Source organism: Streptomyces sp. NPDC057137 (assembly GCF_042670825.1).
Lineage (GTDB): Bacteria > Actinomycetota > Actinomycetes > Streptomycetales > Streptomycetaceae > Streptomyces.
This window is the reverse complement of sequence record NZ_JBHUUW010000094.1, coordinates 1-26441: the sequence shown is the minus strand read 5'-3', so window position 1 is coordinate 26441 and position 26441 is coordinate 1. Positions and strand designations below refer to the sequence as shown.

Below are 26441 nucleotides of genomic sequence, written 5' to 3'. Positions count from 1 at the left end.
GGCTTGTGGGCCCGTCCGGCGACCGAGGGCACAGCACGCGGCCCGTCCGGCGACCGAGGCCCAGCTCTAGCGGATCGGCATGCCCGACAGCGTCCGGGCGATGACCAGGCGCTGGATCTCGCTCGTGCCTTCGAAGATCGTGTAGATCGCGCTGTCGCGGTGCATCCGCTCCACCGGGTACTCCCGTGTGAAGCCGTTGCCGCCGAGGATCTGGATCGCCTGCGCCGTCACCTGCTTGGCCGTCTCGCTCGCGTACAGCTTCGACATGGAGCCCTCCGCGGCGGTGAAGGGCTTGCCCGTGGCCGCCATCCAGGAGGCGCGCCACACCAGCAGCCGGGCCGCGTCGATGCGGGTGCGCATGTCGACGAGCTGGAAGGCGATGCCCTGGTTGTCGATGATCGGGCGGCCGAACTGGGTGCGGGTCCTGGCGTAGTCGAGTGCCACCTCGTACGCGGCGCGGGCCGTGCCCACGGCCATGGCGCCGACCGCGGGGCGTGACGCCTCGAAGGTCGCCATGGCCGCGTTCTTCACGCGCTCGCCGCCGGCCCCCTTGGTCGCTTTGGCCTCGCGGGCGCGGGCCAGCCGTTCGTCCAGCTTCTCCTTGCCGCCGAGCAGGCAGTGGCCGGGGACGCGTACGTCCTCCAGGACCACCTCGGCGGTGTGCGACGCGCGGATGCCGTGCTTCTTGAACTTCTGGCCCTGGGAGAGGCCGGGCGTGGCGGGCGGCACGATGAACGAGGCGTGGCCCTTGGAGCCGGCCTCGGGGTCCACGACGGCGACCACGACATGGACGTTGGCGATGCCGCCGTTGGTCGCCCAGGTCTTGGTGCCGTTCAGCACCCACTCGTCCTTCGCCTCGTCGTAGACCGCGCGGGTGCGCATGGCCGCGACGTCCGATCCGGCGTCGGGCTCGGAGGAGCAGAACGCGGCGACCTTCACGTCGTGCACGTCGCCGTACATCTGCGGTATCCAGGTGCCGATCTGTTCGTCCGTGCCGTTGGCGAGAACGCCGACGGCGGCGAGTCCGGTGCCGACGATCGACAGGCCGATGCCCGCGTCACCCCAGAACAGTTCCTCCATCACCATGGGGATGGAGAGGCCCGTGGGGTCGAAGTACTGCTGCGCGTAGAAGTCGAGGGAATAGACGCCGACCTTGGCGGCTTCCTGGATGACGGGCCACGGAGTCTCCTCGCGCTCGTCCCACTCGGCGGCCGCCGGGCGGATGACGTCGGCGGCGAACCCGTGGAGCCAGTCGCGTACTTGCTTCTGGTCGTCGTTGAGTTCGAAGCTGAACTCGGCCATCGTCTTCCTCCAGCACGGCTGTTACTTACGGTAACAACAGTCTGTTACCGACAAGTAGAGGATGTCAACCTGCGGCGGGCTGATCCGCGAGGACGGCGGGCTTGGTGTTACGTTGCCGGGGCGTCACGGAATCGCTCGGGCGGGGAGACACCCATGGGGACCACACAGCAGGCCGACCAGCACCGCTCTGCCCATCAGCGGCGCCGCCAACTCCTGGAGGCCGCCGACCGGGTCGTGCTGCGTGACGGGCCGAAAGCCTCCATGAACGCCATCGCGGCCGAGGCCGGTATCACCAAACCGATCCTCTACCGCCACTTCGGCGACAAGGGCGGGCTCTACCGCGCCCTGGCGAAGCGTCATACGGACGCGCTGCTCAGCGCGTTGAAGGCGGCGCTCGACGCGCCCGCCGACCGCCGCGCGCGGGTGGAGGCCACGCTCGACACCTACCTCGCGGCGATCGAGGCGCGTCCCCAGGTGTACCGGTTCCTGATGCACCCGGCCGACGACACCGCCGACGCCCAACTCCCCGAGCAGGGCTTCGACGTGGGCCGGCACTCGGCCCCGCTGCTGCGCCGTCTCGGCGAGGAGCTGGCCATCGTCATCGAGGAGCGGGTCGATCTCGGGCCCGACAGCGCGCAGTTGGCGCGCGTCTGGGGTCACGGGATCGTCGGCATGATGCACGCGGCCGGTGACTGGTGGCTCGGCGAACGCCCTTGCTCACGCGCCCAGTTGGCGAGCAGCCTGGCCGATCTGCTGTGGGGCAGGCTGTCGTCGGTGGACGACCGGGCGGGCAGCCCGGGGCTCTGACGCGGGGTCCGGGCCGGCCCGAAGGGGCCGCGCGTTCAGCTCCAGGACGCGCGCCGCGCCGCCCGCAGCACCTTGGCCCGGCGGAAGCCCGTCAGCCGGTCCGGATAGACCAGCCCCTCCAGATGGTCGCACTCGTGCTGGAGACAGCGCCCGAAGAATCCGGTGCCGTCGATCCGTACGGGCGCGCCGTCCGCCGTCATACCCTCCACCACCGCGTGGTCGAGCCGCTCCGTCCCCGCTTCGAGACCCGGCAGCGAGAGGCACCCCTCGGCGCCCCGTACGGCGACGCCGTCCGCCGACACCAGCCGGGGGTTGACGACATGCCCGAGATGGCGGACGTCCTCGTCGTCGGGGCAGTCGTAGACGAACACCCGTAGCGGCACACCGATCTGGTTCGCCGCGAGACCGACCCCGTTCGCCCGGTACATCGTCGCGAACAGATCCTCCACCAACTGGGCCAGCTCCGGCCCGAAGTCGGTGACGGGCCCGCAGGGGCTGTGCAGGGTCGGGTCGCCGAGCAGCCGCAGGGGACGAACCCGTCCGGCACTGCCCGGGATCAGCCGGTTTCGCATGGTTCCGCCGTGAAGTCCACCTCGGGGTACCCGAGTTCGATCGCCGCCATCGCGCCAGCGTACGTCGGGCAGCCGGCGACGGCCGCCCGCCCCGCGTTTACCGGAACGTGATGCGCCGCATGTCTGGTTTTCACCCCCGCCCTGTGCTTAAAGTAGCGCCACCGAATTAATCTCAGAGTGAGAGGAATTGTGGCAACTACCTCGCTCCCCCGCACCTCCAACCGCAGCGCCGTGATCGCGGCCCTGCTCTCCGGCGCGGACACGGACCGTCAGCGGCTCATCGCGGACACCGGTCTGAGCCGGGCCACGGTGTTCCGCATCGTGGACGACCTGATGGCCGAATCCCTCGCCCTGGAGGGTTTCCGGGTGCTCCGGGAAGGCCCCGGCAGACAGTCGACGTCCGTGAGTTTCAACCACCGCTCCGCCCTCGTCTGCGGAGTCGACCTCGGCGGCACCAACTGCCGTGTCGTGGTGGCGGACGCGCTGGGCCGCGCCGTCATCAGGAGCCGGGACACCACGCCGCGCGACGCGACGGCTGCCGGACTCGCCGCCTGGGTGGCCGGCCGGGTCACCGACCTGGTCGACCGCCACGGCGACGGCATCCCGCTGCACACCGTCACGATCGGCCTGCCGGGTGTCGTCACGGGCGACGGACGGTCCGTCGTGGCGTCGCACAATCTCGGCCAGATCAAGGGCACCGGCTTCATCGAGCAGGTCTCGGCCCTGCTGGGCGTGGAGACGGCGGTCGGCAACGACTCCAACCTCGCCCTGCGGGGCGAACTCCAGTACGGCTCACTGCCGGACCGGGAGACCGCCGTACTGCTCGCCATGGGCACCGGCCTCGGCTCCGCCGTCTCGATCGACGGACAGGTCCTGCTCGGCAGGACGGGCCTGCTCGGCGAGTTCGGCCGGCTCCCCCTGCCCGGCCGCGCGGAGCGCCTGCGCGACCTCCTGTCCGGGGCCGACCTGGTGGCGTACGCCCGCGGCCAAGGGGTCCATGTGCCCACGGCGCGGGCCCTGTTCGAGGACCCGGAGGCGTACGCACCGCTGCTGGCCGAGGTGCACGGCGCGCTGGCCCATCTGGTCACCGTGGTCGCCCTCGCGTACGAGCCCAGCACCGTGGTCCTCACCGGCGGCTTCTCGGAGTCGTTCGACAGCGCGCGGCTGACCGCGATCAGCGACCAGGTCGCCGACACGGTCGGGGTCCGCAGCGCGGTGCGCAGCTCAGACCTCGGGGACTCGGCGGGCCTGCTCGGCTCGATGGCGTCCTCACTCGGCCGCCTCTACGACTCGCTGGGCGTCAGCGCGCGGGACGCGGCCTCCGTGGCCGTCGACCGCGATCTGGTGATCCGCCGCCTCGCGGACTGCCCCACGGCCCCTTCGGCCCCCACGGCCGGCCCCGGTGCCCCCGGCACCACGTCCGGCCACGACGACAAGACCCCCCGCACCAGGCACGACGAGCAGATGGCAGAAGGGTGACAACGATGAACCGATCACGGACCCGGTGCGCACTCGCGGCGCTTCCGGTCCTCGCGCTCACGCTGACGGCGTGCGGCGGTGGCGGGGTGGCGAAGGCCGACTCCGACAACAAGCTGACGATCTGGATGATGACCGGCGGGCCGGGCGAGGACCCACTGATCAAGGAAGCGACCGCCGAGTTCAAGAAGGACCACCCGGACATCGCGGTGGACATCGAGATACAGCAGTGGGACGGCGTCGCCACCAAGATCACCACGGCACTGGCCAGCGGGAACCCGCCGGACATCGTGGAGATGGGCAACACCCAGACTCCGCTGCAGACCTACTCCGGCGGTCTCGCCGATCTCACGGACAGCAAGAAGAACTTCGAGGGCTCCGCCGACTGGCTCGCCGGTCTCTCCGGCCCCTCCGAGTACGACGGCAAGCTGTACGCCACGCCGCTCTACGGCGGCACCAAAGTGGTCATGTACAACAAGAAGATGTTCGCCGACGCGGGCATCACCTCACCTCCGAAGACCCTCGCCGAACTCCAGGCGCACTGCGGCACCCTCGCCGAGTCGAACAAGGGCACGGCCAACTTCTCCGGCTTCTACGTGCCGGGCCAGTACTGGTTCAACGGCATGCCCTTCCTCTTCGCCAAGGGCGGCAAGGTCGCCTCGCAGAAGGACGGCACGTGGCAGGCCGAGATGTCGTCGCCCGCCAACCAGGCCGGCCTCAAGGCGTGGAAGTCCTTCCAGAACACCTGCTCCACCCCGTCGTCCGTCGGCGTCAACACCGACAGCCCCGACCAGGACCAGCTGTTCGCCGACGGCAAGGCCGCCATGGCGTACGTCAAGGCGTGGGAGCCGGCCGCCGTCATCGAGAAGAACCCCAAGATGAAGGACAACATCGGCTTCTTCGCCATGCCGGGCTACACCGAGGCGAGCGCGATGCCCGTGATCGTGTCCGGGTCGACCATCGGCATCGCCGCGGGCAGCCCCGACCGGGACGCCGCCGAGGACTGGCTGCGGATCGTCACCGGAAAGACGTTCCAGCAGAAGATGGCGCTGAAGCTCAATCTGCTGCCGATCTCCCCGTCGTTCACCCCGGCCGGTGTGCCCGAGCAGCTGACCGTCGCCTCGCAGGCCAGCAAGGTGAGCCGGCCGCTGCCCAACAGCCCCGGCGAGGCCACGCTGGAGACCGAGCGCTACAACGAACAGTTCTTCTCGAAGATCGCGAGCGGTGCGGACATCGGCTCGTCGTCGGCCGCGTACGACAAGCACGCGACGGACGCCTTCAACTCGCTGAGCGACTGACACCCCTGGACGCCTGATGGCACTCACTGAGAAGCACCGTCCGGTGCGCGCACCGGACAGGGACCGCCGCACCGGGCCACCCGGCCGGCGCCGTCCGGCGCGGCGGTCCCGGATGCTGCCGTGGGCGATGCTCGCCCCCGCGCTGGCCGCGCTCCTGCTGATCCAGGGTTATCCCCTGGTACGGCTGCTGACCCTGTCGACCCAGGAGTTCGGCCCCCGGTCGCTGTTCACCGGGCAGTCGGACTTCATCGGCCTGGACAACTTCACCCGGATCTTCACCGACGCCGACTTCCTGGCGGTCCTGCTGCGGACGGTGGTGTTCACGCTGGTGTGCGTGACGCTGCTGATGGTGCTGGGATTCCTCATCTCGCATCTGCTGATGACCGTCTCGCCGTGGGCCCGCGTCGTCACCACCGTGTGCCTGGTGCTGGTGTGGGCGATGCCCATGGTGGCGGCGACCCTGGTCTGGCAGTGGATGTTCCAGCCGCAGTACGGCGTCGCCAACTGGCTGCTCACCCAGCTCCGGGTCTTCGGGGACATGTCGGTCTACGACTGGTTCTCCCATCCCACCCAGGCGCTGGGCCTGATCATCCTGCTGACGGTCTGGAAGGGCCTGCCGTTCGTGGCGCTGACCCTGTTCGCCGCGCGCGGCCAGATATCCGAGTCCCTGTACGAGGCGGCCCGCCTCGACGGTGCGGGGACGCTCCAGATGTTCCGCCACATCACCATTCCGATCATGCGGCCCGTCCTCGCGATCCTCACCATCCTCGAAGTGATCTGGTCGGTGAACTCGTTCACCCCGATCTGGGTGCTCACCCAGGGCGGCCCCGACGGGGCGACCACCACGCTCGGCGTGTACGCGTACATCACCGCGTTCAGCCGTAACGAGTACGGGAGCGGCGCGTCGGTCGCGGTGGTGACCGTGGTGATCCTCGCCCTGTTCTCCGTCGCCTACGTACGCAGGCTGTCCCGGCAGGGAGATGTCGTATGAGCGCCACCAAGACGTCACCACACTCGCCCGCGCGCCGGCGGCGCACCGTCAACAACGCGATCGCGATGGCGGTCTCCGCCGTGATGGTGTTCCCCGTCTACTGGATGGTGGCCACCGCGCTCAAGCAGAGGTCGGACATCCTCAGCGCCGTACCGAAGTTCATTCCCTGGCCGATCAGCCTGGAGAACTTCACCCGGGCGCTGGACAAGCCGGGCTTCTGGATTTTCGTCCGCAACTCCCTGACGGTCACGGTCTCCTCGGTCGTCCTGTCGCTGATCATCTCGCTGTTCGCGGCGATCGCGATCGCGCGGTTCCGGTTCGCCGGCCGCAAGGCGGTGCTGACCATTCTGGTGCTCGTGCAGATGGTCCCGGCGGCGGCCATGGTCATCCCGGTGTATCTGATGCTCCGGTCCGTCGGCGGGCTGGACTTCCTGCCGGGCCTGGTCTTCACGTACATGACCTTCGTGCTGCCGTTCACGATCTGGACGCTGCGCGGGTTCGTGGACGGTGTCCCCGTCGAGCTGGAGGAGGCCGCGCTCGTGGACGGGTGCGGGCGGTTCCAGATGTACGTACGGGTGCTGCTGCCCCTGCTGATGCCGGGCATCGTGGCGACCTCGATCTTCGCCTTCGTCAACGCGTGGGACGACTACATCTTCGCCTACGTGATCATGAAATCGCAGGACAACTACACGCTGCCGGTCTGGCTCGTGTCGTTCAAGACCTCGGAGAGCGTGGACTACGGCGCGATGATCGCGGCCTCCACGATCTTCTCCATCCCCGTACTCGTCTTCTTCCTGCTGGTGCAGCGCCGTCTCGTCGGCGGCATGACCAGCGGCGCGGTCAAGGGCTGACCGGCCCAGGGACACCCCGTACGACCGCACGACGACCATTCGCAAGGTGAGGAATCGAATCATGACCGAGCTGTCCCGGCTCGCCCACGGCGTGCTGTTCCCCGCGCTCGGACGCAGGACCGTCCCCAAGTGGGCGCGCGCCCGGGTCGCCGAAGGACTCGGCGGCTTCGTCCTGTTCGGCAAGGACATCGCCTCCGCCGAGCAGGTACGGGAGCTGACCACCGCTCTGCACGGCCTCCGTGACCATGTGCTGCTCTCCGTGGACGAGGAGGGCGGCGACGTCAACCGGCTGGAGGACCACGGCGGTACGTCCGTACCGGGCAACCACGCCCTGGGCCGTCTCGACGATCCCGCGCGGACCCGTGAGTCCGCCTACCAGATCGGCCTCTCGCTGGTGGAGGCCGGTATCGACTGGGACCTGGCGCCCGCCGTCGACGCGGCCGTCAACCCCCTCTCCCCCAACGGCATCCGCACGTTCGGCGCCGACCGCGCGCTGGTCGCCAAGCACGCGGCGGCCTGGGTCGAGGGGCTCCAGGCCGCCGGGGTGAGCGCCTGCGCCAAGCACTTCCCCGGCCACGGTCTCAGCTCCACCGACGCCCACCTCGGCACACCGACCGTGGACCTGTCGCGGCAGGAGCTGGTGGACCACTACCTCGACCCGTTCCGCGCGGCCATCGCCGCCGGCGTCGACAGCATCATGGTGTCGCACGTCCACCTCAGCCAGTTGGACGACGTCCCCGCCACCATCAGCCCCGCCGTACTCACCGGTCTGCTCCGCGACGAGTTGGGCTTCGAGGGCGTCGTCATCACCGACGCGCTGGAGATGCGCGGCATCGCCGACGTGGCGAGCCTGCCCGACGCGGCGGTACGGGCCATCGCGGCCGGCGCGGACGCGCTGTGCCTGGGCGCGTGGGCGTTCGGCGACGACGTGGACGCGGCCGCTGCCGCGCTGGTGACCGCCGTGGAGAACGGCACCCTGCCGCTGGAGCGGCTGCGGGAGGCGAACGCGCGTCTCGCGAAGCTCGGCACCCGGCCGCGCGCCACGGGCGTCGCGCACGACGACACCGTCGGCGAGCGGCAGGCCCGGGACGTCCTGGAGGTACGCGGCGACGCGGCGCTCAAGGGGAACCGCGCCCTGGTCGTACGGCTCGACCCGACGCACTCGCCCGCGCAGGGCGGCGCCTCCTGGGGCGTGGAGGCGCCGCTGCGCGCGGCGGGCATCGACGTCGAGGCGCTCGCGGTGGCGGGCGACACCTACAACGCCGAGGGCATGATCAAGGCCGAAGTCGGCCTGTATCTGGACGAGTTCGGGCCGGACGCCGACGTGGTGCTGCTGGTCCGCAGCTCGCACCGGTTCCCCTGGCAGAAGCCGGTCCTGGACGAGTTGCTGGAGCGGTATCCCCGCTGTGTGGTGGTCGACATGGGGGTGCCGGGCGACGACTTCGACGGCTTCCGGGGCTGGGTGCGTACCTTCGGCGCCTCGCGCGTGTGCGCCCAGGCGGCGGTGGGCGCGCTGCTGGGCACGCGGTGAGCGCGGGCCGTCCGGCACCGGCGGCCGGTGGGGGGCGGCTGTTCAGCGGCGGCAGGTTCGTGACGCCGGACTCCGGTGTCACGGACGGGTGGCTGCTCGTGCGGGACGGCCGCATCCACTCGTTGGGTACGGGCGAGCCGCCCGGCGGGCCGGACGCGGTGGTGGAACTGGGCGGGCGGCTCGTCGTGCCGGGGTTCGTGGATCCGCACTGCCACGGCGGAGCCGGCCACTCGGTTTACACAGGCGACCCCGCCGCCGTACGGGGGGCGGCGGCGGGGCATCTCGCGCGGGGGACGACCACCATGCTGGCGTCCGTGGCGACGGTCGAGCCGCCCGCGATGGAGGCGGCCGTACGCGCTGTCGCGTCGGTCGTCGACGACGGGTCGGCGCCCAACCTGGTGGGCATCCACTTCGAGGGGCCGTTCCTGTCGCCCGCGCGGCGCGGCGCGCAGACCCGTACCGCGCTGCGCGACCCCGACCCGGACCTGCTGGCGCGGCTGCTGGAAGCGGCGGGCGGGCACGCGGTGTCGATGACCGTGGCACCGGAACTGCCGGGCGCGCCGGAGCTGATCCGGCGGTACGCGGACGAACTGGTGTGCTGTCTGGGCCACACCGACGCGGACGCGGAGCAGTTCGCGCGGGCCGCCGATCTCGGTGCGCGCGCGGTGACGCACCTGTTCAACGCGATGCCTCCGCTGCACCACCGGGAGCCCGGTCCGGTGGCCGCCGCGCTCCTCGATCCGCGGCTGGTCTGCGAACTCGTCCTGGACGGGCATCACTTGGCCGACGACACCGTACGGCTGGCCCACCGGGTCGCGGGCCCCGAGCGGCTGATGCTGGTCAGCGACGCGATGCCGGCGGCGGGCATGGCCGACGGGGACTACGCCTTCGCGGACCGCGAGGTGACCGTCGCGGGCGGGGTGGCCCGGCTGCGCGGCACCGACACGCTCGCCGGGTCGACGCTGTTCGTGGCGGAGGCGTTCCGCAGGGCCGTCTTCACGGTGGGCCTCCCCCTGGCGGACGCCGTACGGATGACGTCGGGCACGGCCGCCCGGCTGCTCGGGCTCCGCGACCGGGGTGAACTCCGTCCCGGCCTGCGGGCGGACCTGGTGGAGCTGGACGCGGCCCTGCGACCCACCCGGGTGTGGCTCGGCGGCGTGGCGGTGGGGTGAACCCCTGTTGAACGCCCGGCCCCGGCGGGATGTGAAGGACCGTCGGAGGCAGAGTGACGGTCATGTGCGGGCCGCGCCGGATCGGCCGGCGTGGTCCACGCCACCTGTCCCGACCTTGATCCACACCAGCCCGGCGGCCGGATCGGCGAGACCGAGGGCGCACAACCGGCGCGAATGCCATGTCGGTGGGCAAACACCCCGGTCTCCGGGCCGAAAACCGCCACGCGGCACGTCGGCGGCTCCCCGGCGCGCCCGCCCGGCGCGTTCGTTCAGGCGTACGTGTGACAACGATCGGCCCGTTCTCCTGTGCCGTGGTTCGGGCCCGCGCACGTATCTCGATAGGCTGAGGCCGGACCGACGCGAGGAGGATCAAGGACGATGGCAGGCAACACGGACCCGCTGTCGCCGCGGGCCAAGCTGGCCGTGACGGCAGGCAAGGCCGCAGCGGCGGTGTCGCGCGCTGCGGGGCGCGGCAGCGGATCGGTGATCGGCGGCAAGGTGGCGTTGCGGCTCGACCCGGATCTGCTGGCGGCTCTCGCGCAGCATCTGGACGTCGTGCTCGTGTCGGCGACGAACGGCAAGACGACCACGACACGGCTGATCGCCGAGGCCCTGCGGGCCAGCGGCCCCGTGGTGTCGAACGCGCTGGGCGCGAACATGCCGGCCGGCATCACCTCCGCCCTGGCGGGCGGTTCGGACGCCAAATACGGCGTGATCGAGGTGGACGAGAAGTACCTCGCCGGAGTCGCGCGCGACACCACGCCCAAGGCGATCGCCCTGCTCAATCTCTCCCGCGACCAGCTCGACCGCGCCGCCGAGACCCGCATGCTGGCCGAGCACTGGCGCGAGGGACTGGCCGGCACGAAGGCCGTCGTCATCGCCAACGCCGACGACCCGCTGATCGTCTGGGCCGCGTCGTCGTCCCCGAACGTGGTCTGGGTCGCCGCCGGGCAGGAGTGGAAGGACGACGCCTGGTCGTGCCCCGCCTGCGGCGGTGTGATGCAGCGACCCGGCGACGACTGGTTCTGCGGGCAGTGCGGTTTCCGCAGGCCCGCTCCGAGTTGGGCGCTGCACGGCGACCATGTGCTGGACCCGCACGGCTCCGCCTGGCCGATCCACCTCCAGCTGCCGGGCCGCGCGAACCGGGCGAACGCCGCCACCTCCGCCGCCGTGGCCGCCACGTTCGGTGTGCCCCCGCAGGTCGCCCTGGAGCGCATGTACCAGGTGCAGGCCGTCGCGGGCCGGTACGACGTGGTGTCCTTCCTCGGCCGTGATCTGCGGCTGCTGCTGGCGAAGAACCCGGCGGGCTGGCTGGAGACGTTCTCGCTCATCGACCCGCCGCCCACCCCCGTCATCCTCGCGGTCAACGCCCGTGGCGCCGACGGCACGGACACCTCCTGGCTGTGGGACGTGGACTACACGCGGCTGGCCGGTCACCCGATCTTCGTGATCGGCGACCGCAAGCTGGACCTGGCGGTACGGCTGGAGGTCGCGGGCCTGGACTTCCGGGTGTGCGCGAACGCCGACGAGGCCGTGCAGATGGCGCCGCCCGGACGTATCGAGGCGATCGCCAACTACACGTCGTTCCAGGACCTGCGCCGCCGCGTCGGCAACTGAGACACCGGCCACAGAGACACAGAGATGCAGTCGGAGAGGGACAAGCGAGCAATGAGCGACAACAGTCTGCGACTGGTGTGGATCTACCCGGACCTGCTGAGCACCTACGGCGACCAGGGCAACGCGCTGGTGGTGGAGCGCCGGGCCCGGCAGCGCGGTCTCGACGTCACGCGGGTGGACGTGCGCAGCGACCAGGCCGTACCGACCTCGGGCGACATCTATCTCATCGGCGGCGGCGAGGACCGGCCGCAGCGGCTGGCCGCCGAGCGGCTGCGCCGTGACGGCGGTCTCAACCGGGCGGTGTCCAACGGGGCGATCGTGTTCTCGGTCTGCGCCGGCTACCAGATCCTGGGCCACGAGTTCGTCAACGACCTGGGTGAGCGCGAGGGCGGTCTCGGGCTGCTCGACGTCATCTCCACCCGTGGCGAGGGCGAGCGGTGCGTCGGAGACGTACTGGGCGACATCGACCCGCACCTGGGGCTGCCGCCGCTGACCGGATTCGAGAACCACCAGGGCATCACCCATCTCGGCCCGACCGCCCGGCCGTTCGCGCGGGTGTCGCTCGGCCGGGGCAACGGCACGGGTGACGGCACGGAGGGCGCGTACAACGACACGGTGTTCGGTACGTACATGCACGGCCCGGTCCTGGCCCGTAACCCGCTGATCGCCGACCTGCTGCTGAAGCTGGCGCTCGACGTGAACGCGCTGCCGCCGGCGGACGACCGGTGGTACGAGGCGCTGCGCGCCGAGCGCATCGCCGCCGCGACGCAGCCGGCCTGAGCCCCGGCTTCACACCGGCCCGACGTCTCCCGTTCAACCAGGGGGCGTCCAGCAGTCGGACGCCTGGTTCGGCCCCGCCACCCCGCGCCGGTAGGGTGGCGGGGATTCAGCCGGACGACGTGGTCCGGCCGTCGGCCCACGTTGCAAAGGTTCTCCGGGCAATGCGAATTGGTGTGCTCACCTCCGGTGGCGACTGCCCCGGTCTCAATGCGGTGATCCGGTCCGTGGTGCACCGCGCCGTCGTCGACCACGGTGACGAGGTCATCGGCTTCCACGACGGCTGGAAAGGCCTTCTGGAGTGCGATTACCGCAAGCTCGACCTCGACGCGGTCGGCGGCATCCTGGCGCGCGGCGGCACGATCCTCGGCTCCTCCCGCGTCCAGCCCGCGCATCTGCGTGACGGTGTGGAGCGCGCGAAGGGGCACGTGGCCGACCTCGGTCTCGACGCGGTCATCCCGATCGGCGGTGAAGGCACCCTCAAGGCGGCCAACCTCCTCTCCGAGGCGGGGCTGCCGATCGTCGGTGTGCCGAAGACCATCGACAACGACATCTCCTCCACGGATGTGACCTTCGGTTTCGACACCGCCGTCGGTGTCGCCACGGAGGCGCTGGACCGGCTGAAGACCACCGCCGAGTCCCACCAGCGCGTGCTCATCGTCGAGGTGATGGGCCGGGAGACGGGCTGGATCGCGCTGCACTCGGGCATGGCCGCCGGTGCGCACGCCATCGTCGTCCCGGAGCGGCCCTTCGACATAGGCGAGCTGGCCGAGCTGGTCGGCAAGCGGTTCTCGGCGGGCAAGCGCTTCGCGATCGTCGTGGTCGCCGAGGGCGCCAAGCCCCGTGAGGGCTCGATGGAGTTCGACGTCGGCGGCAAGGACATCTACGGGCACCAGCGCTTCGCGGGCGTGGCCAGGCAGCTCTCCGTCGAGTTGGAGGAGCGCCTCGGCAAGGAGGCGCGGCCGGTGATACTGGGCCATGTCCAGCGCGGCGGGACGCCGACCGCGTACGACCGGGTGCTGGCGACCCGCTTCGGCTGGCACGCGGTGGAGGCCACGCACCGCGGCGAGTTCGGCATGATGACGGCGCTGCGCGGCACGGACATCGTGATGGTGCCGCTCGCGGAGGCCGTCGAGACACTCAAGACGGTGCCTGCGGAGCGCTACGCCGAGGCGGAGTGCGTGCTCTGAGCCCCACTCGCCTCAGTTGATACGACGAACCGCCCCCGGCCGCCGACGGCGCCGGGGGCGGCTCTACTCTGGTCCCGGGTGCGGACACATCGCACCATTGGGGATCGTCGCAGCGGGAGAGCACGTATGGATCACGGCGAGCACGGCACGATGGTGGATCTGCCGCCGTTCACGCTGAACCGCGCGCTGGAGTTCTCGCCCGACGCGTTCTTCCTCGTCGGCTGTCTGCTGGCGCTCGCGCTGTACGGCTGGGGTGTTCTGCGGCTGCGCGCGCGGGGCGACAGCTGGTCGCCGGGCCGCACCGTCTCCTTCGTGCTCGGTGTGCTCAGCATCGCGCTGATGATGTGCACCGCGCTGAACGACTACGGCATGGTCATGTTCAGCGTCCACATGGTCCAGCACATGGTGATCAGCATGGTCTCCCCGATCCTGGTGCTCCTGGGCGCGCCGGTGACCCTGGCGCTGCGTGCGCTGCCGGTCGCCGGCCGGGGCCGCAAGGGGCCGCGCGAGCTGCTGCTGGCGTTGCTGCACAGCCGGTTCATGCGCTTCGTGACGCATCCCGCCTTCACGATCCCGCTCTTCATCGCGAGCCTCTACGGTCTCTACTTCACCCCGCTCTTCGACTTCCTCATGGAGTCGAAGCCGGGGCACATCGCGATGATGGTGCACTTCCTCGCCACCGGACTGATCTTCTTCTGGCCGATCATCGGCGTGGACCCGGGGCCGCACCGGCCCGGCTATCTGATGCGGATGCTGGAGCTGTTCGCCGGGATGCCGTTCCACGCGTTCTTCGGGATCGCGCTGATGATGGCGAGCGAGCCCATGGTGCGGGCGTACGACAATCCGCCGGCGTCCCTGGGCATCGACCCGCTCTCCGACCAGAACGCGGCGGGCGGTATCGCCTGGGCGTTCAGCGAGATCCCGTCCGTCCTCGTACTGGTGGCGCTGGTGTACCAGTGGTACCGGTCGGACCAACGCCAGGCGAAGCGCTCGGACCGGGCCGCCGACCGGGACGGTGACAAGGAGCTGGCCGCGTACAACGCCTACCTCGCGTCGTTGCAGGCACGCGGACAGTAGCGCGGAACGCCCCTTTCGGGTGACGATGGTCCTCACGGCCACGGTCACGGCCAGGAGGAGGACGCACATGTCCGGATCCGGATCCACGAAGACGATGGGTGTGCTCACCGTCGGTGCGCTGGTGGTCGTGACGGCCTACACGGCGGCGCTGGGGAGCAACGGCTGGCTCTGGTTCGGATGGGTGGTGCTGGGGCTGGTGACGGTCGCGATGGTCGCCTCGCGCGGCAACTGAGGCAACTGAGAAGGCGGCGCCCGGCCTCGCCGTCAGTGCTCCGCCGTCAGTGCTCCGCGGCCGGGGTGAGTGCCGGCTCCGGTGTGCGCGTCTCGTCCAGGTTGTTCTCCACCCAGGCACGCAACTGGCCGAGCGGTACGGCCACTCCGCGTCCCAGCGGCGTCAGTTCGTACTCGACGTGGAGCGGGACGGCCGGATAGACGGTGCGGTCCACGAAGCCGTGGTCCGCCAGCCGGCGCAGGGTGCTGGTGAGCACCTTGGGGCTGACGCCCTGGAGCCGCCGCTGGAGCGCGCCGAAGCGCTGCGGGCCCTCTTCGAGGGCGCCGATGGCGAGAGCGGCCCACTTGTTGGCCAGCAGGCCGAGGACGTCCCGGCAGGGGCACTGCGCGGCGTAGACGTCGTGCTTGTCGTGCCGGCCCGTCGTACACGGCTCAGCCATACGATCCGCTCCTCTTCGCGCCGCGGTGCGTGGTTGCCCCATCGGACTGGTCACTTCCCTTCGGATAGTAGTGTCCCTTGCGGGTTACCACTACCCAGGGAGTACTTTTTCGGTGCCGAAGATCCACCGCACTCTTCCAGGAGACTTGACCGACATGAGCAGTGAGCCGACGATGCGCGCGATCACCCAGGACTCCCTCGGCGGACCCGAGGTGCTGCGCCTCGCCGAACTTCCGCGGCCCCGTCCGATTCCGACCGAGGTGCTGGTACGGGTGCACGCGGCCGGCGTGAACCCGGTCGACTGGAAGTCCCGCGAGAGCGGCGGCATGGCCGGTCTCCTCGGCGCACCGCCGTTCGTCCTGGGCTGGGACGTGTCCGGTGTCGTGGCGGAGGTCGGCTTCGGGGTGCACACGCTGAAGGTGGGCGACGAGGTGTACGGGATGCCGTGGTTCCCGCGCCCGGCCTCCGCGTACGCCGAGTATGTGACGGCGCCCTCGCGGCAGTTCGCGCTCAAGCCCCGCACGGTCGACCACAACACGGCGGCGGCCGTGCCGCTGGCGGGCCTGACCGCCTGGCAGTCGCTCGTGGACGCGGCGCGGGTGGAGGCGGGGCAGCGGGTGCTGATCCACGCGGCGGCCGGCGGTGTGGGTCACCTGGCGGTGCAGTTCGCCAAGCACCTCGGCGCCCATGTCATCGGCACGGCGAGCGCCGCGAAGCACGACTGGCTGCGCGAGCTGGGCGCGGACGAGGTCGTGGACTACACGAAGGTCCGCTTCGAGGACGTCGTGAGCGACGTCGACGTCGTGATCGACCTGGTGGGCGAGGGGCACGACGCGACGACCACCCGCTCGCTGGAGACGCTGCGGCCGGGCGGCACGATCGTGGCGGTCCCGTCCGGTGTCGCGCCTGAGGTGCTGGCGGGGGCCCGTACACGGGGGCTGAACGCGACCGCCTTCCTGGTGGAGCCGGACGGCGCCGCGCTCGCCCGGATCGCCGACCTGATCGACAAGGGCACCGTACGCGTCGAGGTGGCGGACGTCCTGCCGCTGGCGGACGCTGCCGAGGCGCAGCGCCGGGTGAAGGAGGGACGCACGCGCGGGAAGATCGTACTGAGCGTGACGTCCTGACGTAGCGTCACTTTCCTTCGTTACGCGGCCTGTTGGCCCGTCCGCGCAGCAGGGGCAGCTTGCCGACGAGCTTGCTGATCCTGTTGCGCGGGCCGACGAGGCCGACCGCGTGGTAGGTCAGGTCCTCGTGCTTCGTACCGGCGAGCAGGTCGAGGTACTCGTCGTAGATCCGGGACGTCTGGGCGGGCTCCGGCATGTCGACCACGAAGACGTCCTCCTTCGCGGTGGCCTTCTCCCGCAGGGAGTGCAGGGTGGCGGCGTCGGCGGCCAGGACGGAGCAGCCCGCCCAGGGCAGCCCCGGGTGCACCTGCCCCGACCCGTCCCGGCCGTCGGCGCCGAGCAGCTGCGGCAGAGCCCTGCCGACGGCGGCGGCCATGCAGGCCGCCGCGTTCACCGCGCGCCCGGCGGGCAGGTCCTCGTCGATGACGACGACCCACTTGAGCGGGGCCTGGCGGGTGGAGAGGCCGGTCCGGGCGGTGTCATCGTGCGCGGCGGCGTTGTGAACGGTGTCATCGTGCGGGGTGTCGTTGTGAGCGGTCATACCTCAGAACGGTAGGCAGTCATGCGTACGATGGTGAGTTCCTGCGCACTTCGTACGGCCGAAGGGCACCATCGTGGAACTTGATGCGCTCGACTGGGCTCTGCTGCGGGAACTGCAGCACGACGCACGGCAGACCAACCGCGATCTGGCGGCCAAGACCGGCGTCTCCCCCTCCACCTCGCTGGAGCGGGTCAAGATCCTGCGCGAGCGGGGCGTGATCGACGGCTTCCACGCGGCGCTCGACCTGGAGGCGGTGGGCCGCCCCGTACAGGCGCTGATCTCCGTACGGATCAGACCGCCGTCCCGTCCGGTCATCGAGGGGTTCCGCGAGTGGGCGGCCCAACTGCCGGAGACCATCGGGCTGTTCGTGACATCGGGCCCGCACGACTTTCTCCTGCATGTGGCCGTCCCGGACGTCGACGGGCTGTACGCCTTCGTCATCGACCGTCTCACCGAGCGCCGCGAGGTCGCGGACGTGCAGACGACGATGGTCTACGAGCATGTGCAGTCCCGGTCGATCTCCCGGCCCGCCGGGGAGAGCCGACGGCGCGGCGCCGGCCGGCGGCGGCAGGTGCCGTAGAGTCGACCATTTTGAAAATGGGAACCATTATCGTATAGTAGCGACATGGCAAGCAACGAACTCCGCCCGGTGATCAAGCTCCGCTCCACGGCGGGCACCGGTCACACCTACGTCACTCGCAAGAACCGCCGGAGCGACCCGGACCGCATGGTCCTGCGCAAGTACGACCCGATCGCCCGCCGGCACGTCGACTTCCGCGAAGACCGCTGACGCCGGCACACGACCACCCCACCGCGTACATGGGGCGGGCTCGAAGGAGCCCGCCCCATGTACGCGCGTGCGCTCAGGTGCTCGCGTCCGCCCGCGCCGGTGCCTTTCCGTTCATCTTCGGTGTCGGGTCCTGGTTCTGATCGGCCGGTGACCGGGTCGAACCGGTGGCCCGTTGGAGCGAGTTGAGGATGGTCATGCCCTGACCGACCAGCCCCGCCGCCACCTCGTTGACACCGTCGGTGCCGTTGAGGACGGTGAGGTTCGAGTCCGCCAGCCCCTTGGCCGCCGCGGCGGCCAGCTCCGGGAGCACTTCCACGACGCGGTTGGCCGCCAGGAGTTCCTGGTTGCCGTCCCTCAGCGAGAGGGCGCGCGCGCTGTTCGCGTCGGCCTGTGCCTGCGCGAGCGTCCGCTGACGGTACGCCTCCGCGTCCGCCGGGCGCCTGACCTCCGCCTCCAGCCGCTGGGCCGCCAGCAGTGCCTGCCGCTCGGCCAGCGCCGTCTGCTCCTCGATGACCTCCTGCGACGCCTTGGCCTGGGCGAGCGGTCCCGCCTGGGAGGCGCGCGCCCGGACCTGCTCGGTCTCCGCCTGGAAGCCCGCGCGCTTGATCGAGGTGTCCCTCTCGTACTCGGCCTTCAGCGCCTCCGCCTGCTGCTCACGCTCGGCGGCTTCCTGGTCGGCCCTGGCCGCGGCGATACGGGCCTGGCTCGCGACAGCCGCTGCGTGCGGCGCCGCCAGGTTGTTGATGTAGCCGGTGGCGTCCTCGATCTCCTGGATCTGGAGGGCGTCCACGACGATGCCGAGCTTCTCCATCTCGCTGTGGCTGCCGGCCTTCACCTCCTGGGCGACCCTGTCCCGCTCCCGGATGATCTGCTCGACGGTCAGTCCACCGATGATGGAGCGGAGGTGACCGGCGAAGATCCGGCCCACCAGCTCCTCCATCCGGTCCTGCTCGGCCAGGAAACGCCGGGCGGCGTTGGCGATCGACACGGCGTCGTCACCGACCTTGAAGACGGTCACCGCCCGTACGGTCAGCCGGATGCCCTGCTGGGTGACACAGTCCTCGGCTATCTCCGCCTCCCGCAGCGCCAGGGACAGCATGCGGGCCTTCTGCTTGATGGGAAGAACGAAACTGCCGTGACCGGTGACGATCCGGAACTGGGTGTCCTGGACCTGCCGTTTGGAACCGGAGATGAGCATCGCCTCGTTCGGTGCTGGAACATGCCAGAACAACATGAGGGAACTCCCGTCCTGCTACACACTCACACGCCGTGTGGTCGCGCGATTAGGTTCGCGTTACACGTATATTCGGAATCCGGTGCGCCTCGATCCTCGGACCTCGGGCTTCCGACGTCAGTCGGGAAGGGGCTCCACCATGACCGAGCGGGCCGAGACGCGGTCGGTGACCAGCACCTGGACGTTCGTGCCGATCGGCCGGTCGGACCAGGCCGCGTAGGCTTCGGAACCGCCGCGTACGGCCACCAGTACTTCCCCCGGACCGTCCGGCGGGATCGGGACGGTGATGCGTCCCACCGCCCCCACCGGGCTCTGCGCAGAGTCATCTGTGACGGACATGAATCGTTGCCCTCACCTCCAGCGCTCAGCACGCCCCCGGTCATTTCAGGCTACTCCGGGGGCGTGCCGATGGCCGGTCAAAGGATCGTCAATGAACGGGTCGGGGGGTACGACCGGTCAGTGAGAGCGCCTGCTCCGGGGGCGGAACAGCAGCAGATACACCGTGGCGACGACGGCGACCGCCTGGGCCACGACGGTGGCCCGCTTCTCCCAGAACCAGTCCGGCTCGTACATGTTCGGGAACGGTCCCCACGCGCCGACGTCGACGTAGCGGTAGATGAGCAGGAGCGCGAGTCCGCCGGCCGCCACCGACCAGGCGAAGAGATCGCCCGGGATCCGGCGCCAGACGAGAACGAGCAGCGCGGCCAGCGCCGCGAAGCCCGCCTCGATCCGGAAGAGATCGCCCTGGCTGATGTCCGCCGAGATGGCGTCGTACTGCGGGGCGAGATCGGCGTGGTAGTACGCGTCGAGGGCCAGGCCCGCCGCGGCGAGCAACCGGGCCAGGCCCCTGAGGTAGTGGCCGACGCGGCCCCGGTGCGCCGGCCCGGCGGGCGAGGCGGTGGGCTGAGCTGACATGGGGGTCTCCATTCGCGCCGCGGACGGAGCCGCCGGCCGGGGCTCACTTGACGGTGAGCGTGCCCTTCATGAACGGGTGGATCGTGCAGTCGTACGGGAAGGCGCCCGGCTTCGACGGCGCGGTGAAGGTGGCGCTCTTGCCCGGCGCGATGTCGCCGGTGTCGAAGGAGGCGCCCTTGGTCGCCGTGAGGGTGTGCGTGGTCGTGTCGTTGTTGACCACGGTGACCTTCGCCCCGGGGGCGACGGTCAGGGCGGCGGGCCGGAACTTGAAGTTGTCGATGGTCACCTGTGTCCCTCCGCCCGCCGACGGGCTGGCGGCCGACTTCGTCGCGCTGTCGCCGCCACCGCCTCCGCTGTCCGAACACCCGGTGAGGGTGGTCAGAGCGAGGGCACAGGCGGCGGCGGCCACGGCGAACCGGGCCCGGCCACGGGGGAACGAGAGCGGCATGGCGTCTCCGAGCGTTCGTGGGCCGGACCGGCCGATGATCAGTAACCGCCGCCGTTGTTGTTCTGGGGCTTGGTGGTGACCTTCTTGCCGGCGGGGTTGACGATGTACCACTTGGCGCCGAAGGCGTTCACGTTCTGCCCGTTGATGTCGCCGGCCTTCTGGTCGTCGGCGAAGCGGTACAGCGGGTGCCCGTTGTACGTCACCTGCTCGGAGCCGTCGTCGCGCTTGCTCGTCTTGAGCAGATTGGCCTTGAGGCCCTTGCCCGCGGCGGGCGTCGACTTGACGGTGTAGGGCGGCCAGGCCGCGGCGCACGCGCCGTTGCACATCGACTTGTTCTTGGTGTCCTTGTCGAACTGGTACAGCGTCCGGCCCTTGTCGTCGACCAGCATCTTGCCGAAGGAACCGTTCTTGACGTCGACCGTGGGCGCGGACGACGAGGACGCCGCCGGGACCACGTCGACCTCATGGCTGTTGGGCTGGTTCGCGGTGTCCGTACCGCTGGCGCTGCCATGGTCGCCACCGCCGTCCGAACACCCGGCGGCCGCGGTGGCCATCAGCAGGGCGGAGGCCAGCGCGGTGACTGTCCTGGTGTGCCGTCTCATCAGGGACTCCTCGATCGTCGGCCGCCCATGCGGGCAGCACGCGGCCCGCCCGATCGGGGCCGCCAGCCCCAGTGCACAACGGGGCTGACGGACCGGCCACCTGGGCGGGGCCGTCCGGAGTGCGGCCCGGACGGGACCGAGGAGTACGAGTTACGGAGTCGGTCAGGCTTCCTCGAAGTAGGCGTCCAGCACCGCGTCGAGTTCGGCCGTCCACTCCTTGAGGCTGCTCCGGGACGGCGCGTCGACGTCCGACTGGTAGTGACGACGGCCGGTGGTGTGCAGGGTGACGGTGAACCGGCGGCCGAATCTGGGGGTCTCGACCTCCACGGCACCGATCTCGTCCCAGCCGAACTCCGCCTCGGCCTCGTCCAGCTGGAAGCGGACGCCGGTGCGGTCGGCGGTCATCGAGGCGCGGCGGTCGCTGATGTCGAAGACGGGACCGTCCTCGTCGGCGTCGTCGTCGGAGGCGTCCTTCTTGAAGGACACCGCCCCGGCCGCCTCGTCGCCGGCCTTCTCGTCGTCGGCCTTCTCGTCGGTCGACGCGGACTCGTCGACGACCGGTTCCTCAGGTGCCTCCGCCTCTTCGGTCACCTCGTCGGCGGCCGCTTCGTCGGCGGCCTCCTGCGAGACGTCCTCGGCGGCGTCGTCAGCCTCCTCTACGAGGCGGGGTGCCATGAGCCCAGGGATGTATCCGGGATCGGTCCCCGCGGCGGGTACGGGCTGGATTATCGGATCGATGCGCTCCACGGCTGGCAGTATGGCCGATAAACCTGTGCGAGGAACACTCGGTCCGCGCGGGACTGCCGGAATACGCGAAATGAGACGAACGGCACGCCTCTTGACGGCCCGTACCCGTGGTCGCGCCGCCGGTCGCCCGGCCGGGCGGGCCCGCCCGGGCACCCGCTCCGGTACCTCGCCCTCGCGGCCGCCCTCCGCATGCGGAACTCCAGGACCGCGCCGTACAGCCGGACATGACGACCCGTCAGGCGAACCGGTGAGCGCGGGGCACCGTAGTGGGAGCGCGCGGTGGCGGCGTCCTCGTACGACGCCGGGCATCGGGAGAAGACGGAGCACGGCATTCCGTTCCCCGTACCGGAATCGGTGAATGCGACGAGGCCCCCGAGCCCGGCTGCGGGCCGCGCCACCCGCAGCGCCCGATTCGGCCCGGAAGCCGGCTCGACAGCGCGAGTGCGCCCCCTACTCGCCCCCTATCCTTGCCCCTATTTCGGCGTCGCCCGGAGCCACGGAGACATCCTCCCGGGCCAGTTCCGGACTCTCCGAACCACGGGCGCCGACCGGCCCGTCCGCCATCTCGCGCATACGCTCGGGTTTCGCGGACCCGGCGGCCGGCCCGATCCCGACAGGCCACCTGCGAGGCGCTGTTCGGGCATGGGGAAACGGGCAAGTTCAAACACGCCGATGCGCTATGTTTCCACTGCGCGAGCACCCTTGCCCGAACGGGCTGCCCGACGTCGCTCGCGAGTACCCACACGGGGCCCCATCTATCCCGCCCAGGCGATGCGCTCTGGCGCGAGGGAAAAGGCCCGGCTATTGTTTATCAACAACGAGGTAAACATCTCCGCCGCGCTCCGCTTCGCGTCCGGGGAGCCTGCTAACTTATTTCCCGGCGGGTAACCTCTGCCGGCGTCGCGCTCTTCGCGCTATCCCTCGTAAACGCAATGACGGAAGCCGGGCAGTTCACCCTCCGCCTCGTAGAGGCGGGCATCTTAAGGTCGACGGCCGTTCATCCCCGCCACCCCAAATGGTGCCTGTGCCGCACGCTTCGATCCGTCATCTTCTTGCAACAAAGCTCGCCGAGGCATTTAAGACCCCGGCAGACCGACTTGGCAAGAGGGCATCATCCGCGCGCCGCCACGCCTGACGTGCCGACGACGCGATGGTCGTGCCGACCCAGGATCACACACCCGCGGACCCGGAACCGGCCCGCCGGCGGCCCCGCCCGCACAGAGCCGAGTGCCGGGTCGCGACAGCGCTATTCGGGCCGCACGGACGTCCGGGTCCGTCGAGTTCAGCTATCGGCACAGGTAGGCGCACCACGCCTGGAACCGTTCACCTATGGATTCCATCTTGGTTACCGGCCGGTTAAGGCGGATCTTCCTTGGTTACTGGGCAGTTAAGGCTGCTCTTCACTTTGGCCGAAAGCCGCCCTGCGCGTGCGCCGACAACAGCCGACTCATTGGTAACCATGACCGACGGTCAGGATCACATCGTAGTACAAGTGACGAGTGAGGCAGCCGAGTCCGGCACCGCCACCCTCGCAATTCGCCTCGAACGGCAGCAGACCCGGCTCCGGGCCCCTGCGAAGTTCCCAGCCACGGAGAAATCGTTGCGAAGGTTGCTAGGAGATTTCGCACAGCAGTCTTAACTACTCCTTGGCCCGACAGCGATTATCCTATCGCCGGGTGGGTGACCGAATACGGTCACTAGCTTCTTCATATTGACGACTAGGTTCCGCTTCTGGCTGCCGGAAACCGACCAGCTCCACGATCAAAAGGTGTCAACAGGGGGGAAAGTTAGTTGTGCTGAAGGAACGGGACAAGATACTCGAACAGCTCGACGACCTACTGATCCAGTCCACGCGGGGCAGGGGCGTCATCGCCGCGATCAGCGGTTCGACCGCGATCGGCAAGACCACGACGCTCAACGCCCTGGCCGAACGGGCAGCTTCGGCAGGCAGCACGGTGCTCAGCGTGGTCAGCTCGCCACACGAGCGCGAAGTCCCCTACAGCGCCCTGGCCCAGCTGCTTCATTCGATCGAAGCCCAGTGCACCATCGCCGAGGTTCCCCGTGCCGGGGGCGCCGGGGCCGTCCGTCCGGGCAGGCAGGCGGACGTGGCCGCCGCTCTCGCCCCGCCCGGGGCCCAGGACGACCCGCTGACAGTCGCACGGCGGACCTACCAGATCATCGCCGAGCTGACGACCTTGCGTCCTCTGCTGATCACGGTGGACGACATCCAGCACACCGACACGGCCACCCTCACGTGCCTGCGCTACCTGGCGCAGCGCCTGACCCAGCTCTCGCTCGCGCTGGTGTTCACACACGGGATCTCCGTCGACGAGCAGCCGGCCCGGGTCCTGGACGACCTTCTCTACCGCACGAGCGCGCGGCACTTCCACCTGGAACCCCTCTCGCGCGTGGACATCATGGGGCTGGCCGCGAGCCGGCTCCCGGTCCTCCCGTCGGACCGGCTCATCGTCGAGATCCACCGGCTGAGCGGCGGCAACCCGCTCCTCGCCCAGGCGCTCATCGAGGAGCACCGGCTGCGCGTGGCGTCCGACGCCGTCGCGGGGCCGGTGCCACCGCAGAGCGACGGCCCCGGCCGCCGGTCGACCACCGAGGGAGGGGCGTCGATCGGCCCCGCCTTCTACCAGGCCGTCCTCGCCTATCTGCACCGGCTCGGCCCGCGCGCGGTCCGTCTCGCCCGGTGCGTCGCCCTGCTGGACGAGGCGACCACTCCCCTTCTGTTGAGTCGGTTGAGCGGTATCGACACCGAACTGTTGAAACGTTATATACGACTGTTCACGGGGATGGGCGTGCTGGACGGTGCGCGGTTGCGGCACGCGGGCGTACGGCAGGCCGTACTCGGTGAGATGCCTCACGGCGAGGCGACTCAGCAGCGGTACCGCGCCGCTCGCCTCCTCAACGAGGGCGGAGCGCCGCCGCAGGCCGTCGCCATGCACCTGCTCGGCGTCGGTCCGCTGCACGACGGATGGGTGCTGCCCGTACTGCAGGAGGCCGCGGCCCATGCCATGGAGGACGGTGACGTACCGCAGGGCATCCGGTACCTGGAGCTGGCGTGCGAATGCTCCTTGGACGAGGGGCAGCGCCTCTCGGCGAAGTCGCTGTACGCCTTCGGCCAGTGGCAGCTCAGGCCCGCCGAGTCCGCCCCGCACTTCCGCGCGCTCAAGGGCCCCATCCTGGAAGGGAAACTGACGGGCACCGACGCGCTCTGGGTCGCCGAGGGCATGCTCTTCCACCTCGACTTCGACGAGGCCGTGGAGGTGGTCGACCATGTCAACCAGGGCGACGCGGACATGTCCACCGCGCTGCACAGCACCCGGATGCTCATGGCCGCGGAGGTCCCGGGCCTGCTCGAACGGCTCGACCGTCCGCTGCCGGCCACCACGGCCCCGGCGACGTCCCACTCGGAATTAAGAGCTCGTCACGCCCTCGCCCTCGTCCTGGAGAACGGGGCCGACAAGTACGCCATCGCCCTGGCCGATCAGGTGTTCCAGGGCAGCCAGAACTGGCCGACATCGAAGCTCAGCGGCCTGCCGAAGGCACTGCTGGCCTTGTGCTACGCGGATCAACTCGACACCGCGGCCGCGTGGTACGACCATCTCGCTGCCGAGGTGGAACGACATGACGCCCCCGGCTGGTGGGCCCAGATCGAGAGCGTCGGCGCGCTCCTGTCGCTGCGGCGCGGACGGCTGGCGGACGCCGTACGCCAGGCGGAGACGGCCCACGCCGGGCTGTCCGGGCCGAGGTGGAACGTCAGCAGCGCGCTGGCGCTGACCGTACTCGTCGAGGCCCACACCGCCATGGGCAACCATCAGACCGCGGCCAAGTATCTGGCGGCGGCCGAACCGCCGCCCGCGCTGTTCCTCACCCGCGCGGGGCTGCACTACCTCTACGCGCGTGGGCGTCATCATCTCGCCACCGGAAACACGTACTTGGCGCTGTCCGACTTCCAGGAGTGCGGCACGCTGATGCGGCGCTGGAACATCGACACACCCGCCCTGGCGCCCTGGCGGCTGGGAGAGGCGGAGGTGTGGCTGCGGCTGGGCGACCGGGAGCAGGCGGCCCGGCTCGTCGAGAAGCAGCTCACGAACTCGGACGCCGGTCTCACCCGCTCGCGCGGTATGACCCTGCACACCCTGGCCCTGGTCCAGGCGACCGCCAAGCAGCCCCCGATCCTGCGGGACGCGTTCCGGCTGCTGGAGGCCGCCGGGGCGCGTTACGAGGCCGCCGGCGTACTGGCCGATCTCAGCCGCGCCTACCAGCAGTTGGGCGACAAACAGGCCCGGCCGACCGCACGGCGGGCCTGGCGGCTCGCCAAGAGCTGCCAGGCGGAGTCCCTCTGCCAGGCACTGCTCCCGACGTCCATGCCCCAGAGCATGGACACCAAGCCGAACGAGGGGTCACGCGGGGCCGACCGCGCGGGCCAGGACAGTTTCGGCACGCTCAGTGAATCCGAACGGCGCGTCGCCACGCTGGCCGCCCAGGGGTACGCCAACCGTGAGATCGCCGAGAGGCTGTTCATCACGGTCAGCACCGTGGAGCAGCATCTGACCCGCGTCTACCGAAAGATGGGCATCAGGAACCGCGAGCAGCTCCTGCAGGGGTCCCACGCGGTGAGTTACGAGTCCGTCTGATCCGTTCGCTCCCCACCCCGTGAGGGGCCGAAGTCCGCCCGCCCGTCGACCGACGGG

Annotated in this window: 26 protein-coding genes; 16 read left to right on the top strand and 10 right to left on the bottom strand. The window is 70.2% G+C overall.

Annotation, left to right across the window (positions count from 1 at the left end):
• Positions 1 to 66: 66 nt before the first annotated feature.
• Complete coding sequence (locus tag ACFT9I_RS37445; protein WP_382571959.1) at positions 67 to 1302, bottom strand: acyl-CoA dehydrogenase family protein; 1236 nt, start codon at positions 1300 to 1302, stop codon at positions 67 to 69.
• A gap of 153 nt (positions 1303 to 1455) precedes the next feature.
• Here ACFT9I_RS37445 and ACFT9I_RS37440 point away from each other — a divergent pair, with 153 nt between their 5' ends.
• Entirely contained in the window at positions 1456 to 2109 is a 654-nt protein-coding gene (locus tag ACFT9I_RS37440; RefSeq protein ID WP_382571958.1) for a TetR family transcriptional regulator, read from the top strand.
• A gap of 35 nt (positions 2110 to 2144) precedes the next feature.
• Here the strand turns inward: ACFT9I_RS37440 and def are convergent, their stop codons facing one another.
• Complete coding sequence (def, locus tag ACFT9I_RS37435) at positions 2145 to 2681, bottom strand: peptide deformylase (protein ID WP_382571957.1); 537 nt, start codon at positions 2679 to 2681, stop codon at positions 2145 to 2147.
• A gap of 189 nt (positions 2682 to 2870) precedes the next feature.
• On the opposite strand from def, the gene ACFT9I_RS37430 reads away from it, so the two are divergent.
• The 11 genes from ACFT9I_RS37430 to ACFT9I_RS37380 all read left to right on the top strand — a co-directional run bounded on the left by ACFT9I_RS37430 (position 2871) and on the right by ACFT9I_RS37380 (position 14893).
• Positions 2871 to 4160 (top strand): ROK family protein, encoded by a 1290-nt coding sequence (locus ACFT9I_RS37430; protein ID WP_382571955.1) that lies wholly within the window; start codon positions 2871 to 2873, stop codon positions 4158 to 4160.
• Between the two features lie 5 nt (positions 4161 to 4165).
• Positions 4166 to 5455, top strand: a complete 1290-nt coding sequence (locus ACFT9I_RS37425) for an extracellular solute-binding protein (protein ID WP_382571953.1) — start codon at positions 4166 to 4168, stop codon at positions 5453 to 5455.
• 16 nt (positions 5456 to 5471) lie between these two features.
• Positions 5472 to 6446: a carbohydrate ABC transporter permease gene (locus ACFT9I_RS37420; protein ID WP_382571952.1), complete on the top strand. Its 975-nt coding sequence runs from the start codon at positions 5472 to 5474 to the stop codon at positions 6444 to 6446.
• Entirely contained in the window at positions 6443 to 7297 is an 855-nt protein-coding gene (locus ACFT9I_RS37415; RefSeq protein WP_382571950.1) for a carbohydrate ABC transporter permease, read from the top strand. Before ACFT9I_RS37420 ends, ACFT9I_RS37415 begins: the two co-directional genes overlap by 4 nt.
• Positions 7298 to 7358: 61 nt before the next feature.
• A complete protein-coding gene (locus ACFT9I_RS37410; RefSeq protein ID WP_382571949.1) occupies positions 7359 to 8828 on the top strand; it encodes a glycoside hydrolase family 3 N-terminal domain-containing protein in 1470 nt (489 codons plus the stop codon).
• Between the two features lie 59 nt (positions 8829 to 8887).
• Positions 8888 to 10000 (top strand): N-acetylglucosamine-6-phosphate deacetylase, encoded by a 1113-nt coding sequence (gene nagA, locus ACFT9I_RS37405; protein ID WP_382571948.1) that lies wholly within the window; start codon positions 8888 to 8890, stop codon positions 9998 to 10000.
• Positions 10001 to 10378: 378 nt separating this feature from the next.
• A complete protein-coding gene (locus ACFT9I_RS37400) occupies positions 10379 to 11617 on the top strand; it encodes a MurT ligase domain-containing protein (protein WP_354606049.1) in 1239 nt (412 codons plus the stop codon).
• A gap of 51 nt (positions 11618 to 11668) precedes the next feature.
• Positions 11669 to 12397 carry a type 1 glutamine amidotransferase gene (locus ACFT9I_RS37395; RefSeq protein ID WP_382571946.1) on the top strand — a complete coding sequence of 243 codons (729 nt, stop codon included), beginning with the start codon at positions 11669 to 11671 and terminating at the stop codon, positions 12395 to 12397.
• Positions 12398 to 12558: 161 nt separating this feature from the next.
• Positions 12559 to 13584, top strand: a complete 1026-nt coding sequence (locus tag ACFT9I_RS37390) for a 6-phosphofructokinase (RefSeq protein WP_354606047.1) — start codon at positions 12559 to 12561, stop codon at positions 13582 to 13584.
• A gap of 126 nt (positions 13585 to 13710) precedes the next feature.
• Complete coding sequence (locus tag ACFT9I_RS37385; RefSeq protein ID WP_382571944.1) at positions 13711 to 14661, top strand: cytochrome c oxidase assembly protein; 951 nt, start codon at positions 13711 to 13713, stop codon at positions 14659 to 14661.
• Between the two features lie 67 nt (positions 14662 to 14728).
• Complete coding sequence (locus ACFT9I_RS37380) at positions 14729 to 14893, top strand: hypothetical protein (RefSeq protein ID WP_023543256.1); 165 nt, start codon at positions 14729 to 14731, stop codon at positions 14891 to 14893.
• 46 nt (positions 14894 to 14939) lie between these two features.
• On the opposite strand, the gene ACFT9I_RS37375 is transcribed toward ACFT9I_RS37380, so the two are convergent.
• Entirely contained in the window at positions 14940 to 15332 is a 393-nt protein-coding gene (locus ACFT9I_RS37375) for a winged helix-turn-helix transcriptional regulator (RefSeq protein WP_382571942.1), read from the bottom strand.
• Between the two features lie 154 nt (positions 15333 to 15486).
• Here ACFT9I_RS37375 and ACFT9I_RS37370 point away from each other — a divergent pair, with 154 nt between their 5' ends.
• Complete coding sequence (locus tag ACFT9I_RS37370; RefSeq protein WP_382571940.1) at positions 15487 to 16458, top strand: NADP-dependent oxidoreductase; 972 nt, start codon at positions 15487 to 15489, stop codon at positions 16456 to 16458.
• 7 nt (positions 16459 to 16465) lie between these two features.
• Here the strand turns inward: ACFT9I_RS37370 and ACFT9I_RS37365 are convergent, their stop codons facing one another.
• Positions 16466 to 16999 (bottom strand): DUF2000 domain-containing protein, encoded by a 534-nt coding sequence (locus ACFT9I_RS37365; protein ID WP_382571939.1) that lies wholly within the window; start codon positions 16997 to 16999, stop codon positions 16466 to 16468.
• A gap of 73 nt (positions 17000 to 17072) precedes the next feature.
• Here ACFT9I_RS37365 and ACFT9I_RS37360 point away from each other — a divergent pair, with 73 nt between their 5' ends.
• Entirely contained in the window at positions 17073 to 17579 is a 507-nt protein-coding gene (locus tag ACFT9I_RS37360; RefSeq protein ID WP_382571938.1) for an Lrp/AsnC family transcriptional regulator, read from the top strand.
• 45 nt (positions 17580 to 17624) lie between these two features.
• Positions 17625 to 17789 (top strand): 50S ribosomal protein L33, encoded by a 165-nt coding sequence (gene rpmG / locus ACFT9I_RS37355; protein ID WP_382571937.1) that lies wholly within the window; start codon positions 17625 to 17627, stop codon positions 17787 to 17789.
• A gap of 73 nt (positions 17790 to 17862) precedes the next feature.
• Here rpmG and ACFT9I_RS37350 read toward each other — a convergent pair whose 3' ends face one another.
• The 6 genes from ACFT9I_RS37350 to ACFT9I_RS37325 all read right to left on the bottom strand — a co-directional run bounded on the left by ACFT9I_RS37350 (position 17863) and on the right by ACFT9I_RS37325 (position 21735).
• Positions 17863 to 19023, bottom strand: coding sequence for an SPFH domain-containing protein (locus ACFT9I_RS37350; RefSeq protein WP_382571935.1), 1161 nt, complete (start codon positions 19021 to 19023; stop codon positions 17863 to 17865).
• Positions 19024 to 19140: 117 nt separating this feature from the next.
• A complete protein-coding gene (locus ACFT9I_RS37345; RefSeq protein WP_382571933.1) occupies positions 19141 to 19362 on the bottom strand; it encodes a hypothetical protein in 222 nt (73 codons plus the stop codon).
• Between the two features lie 117 nt (positions 19363 to 19479).
• Positions 19480 to 19938: a hypothetical protein gene (locus ACFT9I_RS37340; protein ID WP_382571932.1), complete on the bottom strand. Its 459-nt coding sequence runs from the start codon at positions 19936 to 19938 to the stop codon at positions 19480 to 19482.
• A 43-nt stretch (positions 19939 to 19981) separates the two neighbouring features.
• Positions 19982 to 20386: a cupredoxin domain-containing protein gene (locus ACFT9I_RS37335; protein WP_382571931.1), complete on the bottom strand. Its 405-nt coding sequence runs from the start codon at positions 20384 to 20386 to the stop codon at positions 19982 to 19984.
• Positions 20387 to 20424: 38 nt separating this feature from the next.
• A complete protein-coding gene (locus ACFT9I_RS37330; protein ID WP_382571930.1) occupies positions 20425 to 20988 on the bottom strand; it encodes a hypothetical protein in 564 nt (187 codons plus the stop codon).
• Positions 20989 to 21150: 162 nt separating this feature from the next.
• Complete coding sequence (locus ACFT9I_RS37325; RefSeq protein WP_382571928.1) at positions 21151 to 21735, bottom strand: hypothetical protein; 585 nt, start codon at positions 21733 to 21735, stop codon at positions 21151 to 21153.
• A gap of 1793 nt (positions 21736 to 23528) precedes the next feature.
• Between ACFT9I_RS37325 and ACFT9I_RS37320 the strand changes: the two genes are divergently transcribed.
• The gene (locus ACFT9I_RS37320) at positions 23529 to 26384 is read left to right on the top strand and encodes an AAA family ATPase (protein ID WP_382571927.1); all 2856 of its coding nucleotides are present in this window, start codon (positions 23529 to 23531) and stop codon (positions 26382 to 26384) included.
• Positions 26385 to 26441 lie beyond the last annotated feature (57 nt).

Coding starts and splice junctions, on each gene's coding strand:
- ACFT9I_RS37395 (WP_382571946.1), top strand. CDS start 11,669: ATGAGCGACAACAGTCTGCGACTGGTGTGGATCTACCCGGACCTGCTG.
- ACFT9I_RS37365 (WP_382571939.1), bottom strand. CDS start 16,999: ATGACCGCTCACAACGACACCCCGCACGATGACACCGTTCACAACGCC.
- ACFT9I_RS37350 (WP_382571935.1), bottom strand. CDS start 19,023: ATGTTGTTCTGGCATGTTCCAGCACCGAACGAGGCGATGCTCATCTCC.
- ACFT9I_RS37440 (WP_382571958.1), top strand. CDS start 1,456: ATGGGGACCACACAGCAGGCCGACCAGCACCGCTCTGCCCATCAGCGG.
- ACFT9I_RS37385 (WP_382571944.1), top strand. CDS start 13,711: ATGGATCACGGCGAGCACGGCACGATGGTGGATCTGCCGCCGTTCACG.
- ACFT9I_RS37345 (WP_382571933.1), bottom strand. CDS start 19,362: ATGTCCGTCACAGATGACTCTGCGCAGAGCCCGGTGGGGGCGGTGGGA.
- ACFT9I_RS37335 (WP_382571931.1), bottom strand. CDS start 20,386: ATGCCGCTCTCGTTCCCCCGTGGCCGGGCCCGGTTCGCCGTGGCCGCC.
- rpmG (WP_382571937.1), top strand. CDS start 17,625: ATGGCAAGCAACGAACTCCGCCCGGTGATCAAGCTCCGCTCCACGGCG.
- ACFT9I_RS37425 (WP_382571953.1), top strand. CDS start 4,166: ATGAACCGATCACGGACCCGGTGCGCACTCGCGGCGCTTCCGGTCCTC.
- ACFT9I_RS37400 (WP_354606049.1), top strand. CDS start 10,379: ATGGCAGGCAACACGGACCCGCTGTCGCCGCGGGCCAAGCTGGCCGTG.
- ACFT9I_RS37420 (WP_382571952.1), top strand. CDS start 5,472: ATGGCACTCACTGAGAAGCACCGTCCGGTGCGCGCACCGGACAGGGAC.
- ACFT9I_RS37370 (WP_382571940.1), top strand. CDS start 15,487: ATGAGCAGTGAGCCGACGATGCGCGCGATCACCCAGGACTCCCTCGGC.
- ACFT9I_RS37380 (WP_023543256.1), top strand. CDS start 14,729: ATGTCCGGATCCGGATCCACGAAGACGATGGGTGTGCTCACCGTCGGT.
- ACFT9I_RS37390 (WP_354606047.1), top strand. CDS start 12,559: ATGCGAATTGGTGTGCTCACCTCCGGTGGCGACTGCCCCGGTCTCAAT.
- ACFT9I_RS37330 (WP_382571930.1), bottom strand. CDS start 20,988: ATGAGACGGCACACCAGGACAGTCACCGCGCTGGCCTCCGCCCTGCTG.
- ACFT9I_RS37445 (WP_382571959.1), bottom strand. CDS start 1,302: ATGGCCGAGTTCAGCTTCGAACTCAACGACGACCAGAAGCAAGTACGC.
- def (WP_382571957.1), bottom strand. CDS start 2,681: ATGCGAAACCGGCTGATCCCGGGCAGTGCCGGACGGGTTCGTCCCCTG.
- ACFT9I_RS37410 (WP_382571949.1), top strand. CDS start 7,359: ATGACCGAGCTGTCCCGGCTCGCCCACGGCGTGCTGTTCCCCGCGCTC.
- ACFT9I_RS37340 (WP_382571932.1), bottom strand. CDS start 19,938: ATGTCAGCTCAGCCCACCGCCTCGCCCGCCGGGCCGGCGCACCGGGGC.
- ACFT9I_RS37375 (WP_382571942.1), bottom strand. CDS start 15,332: ATGGCTGAGCCGTGTACGACGGGCCGGCACGACAAGCACGACGTCTAC.
- ACFT9I_RS37415 (WP_382571950.1), top strand. CDS start 6,443: ATGAGCGCCACCAAGACGTCACCACACTCGCCCGCGCGCCGGCGGCGC.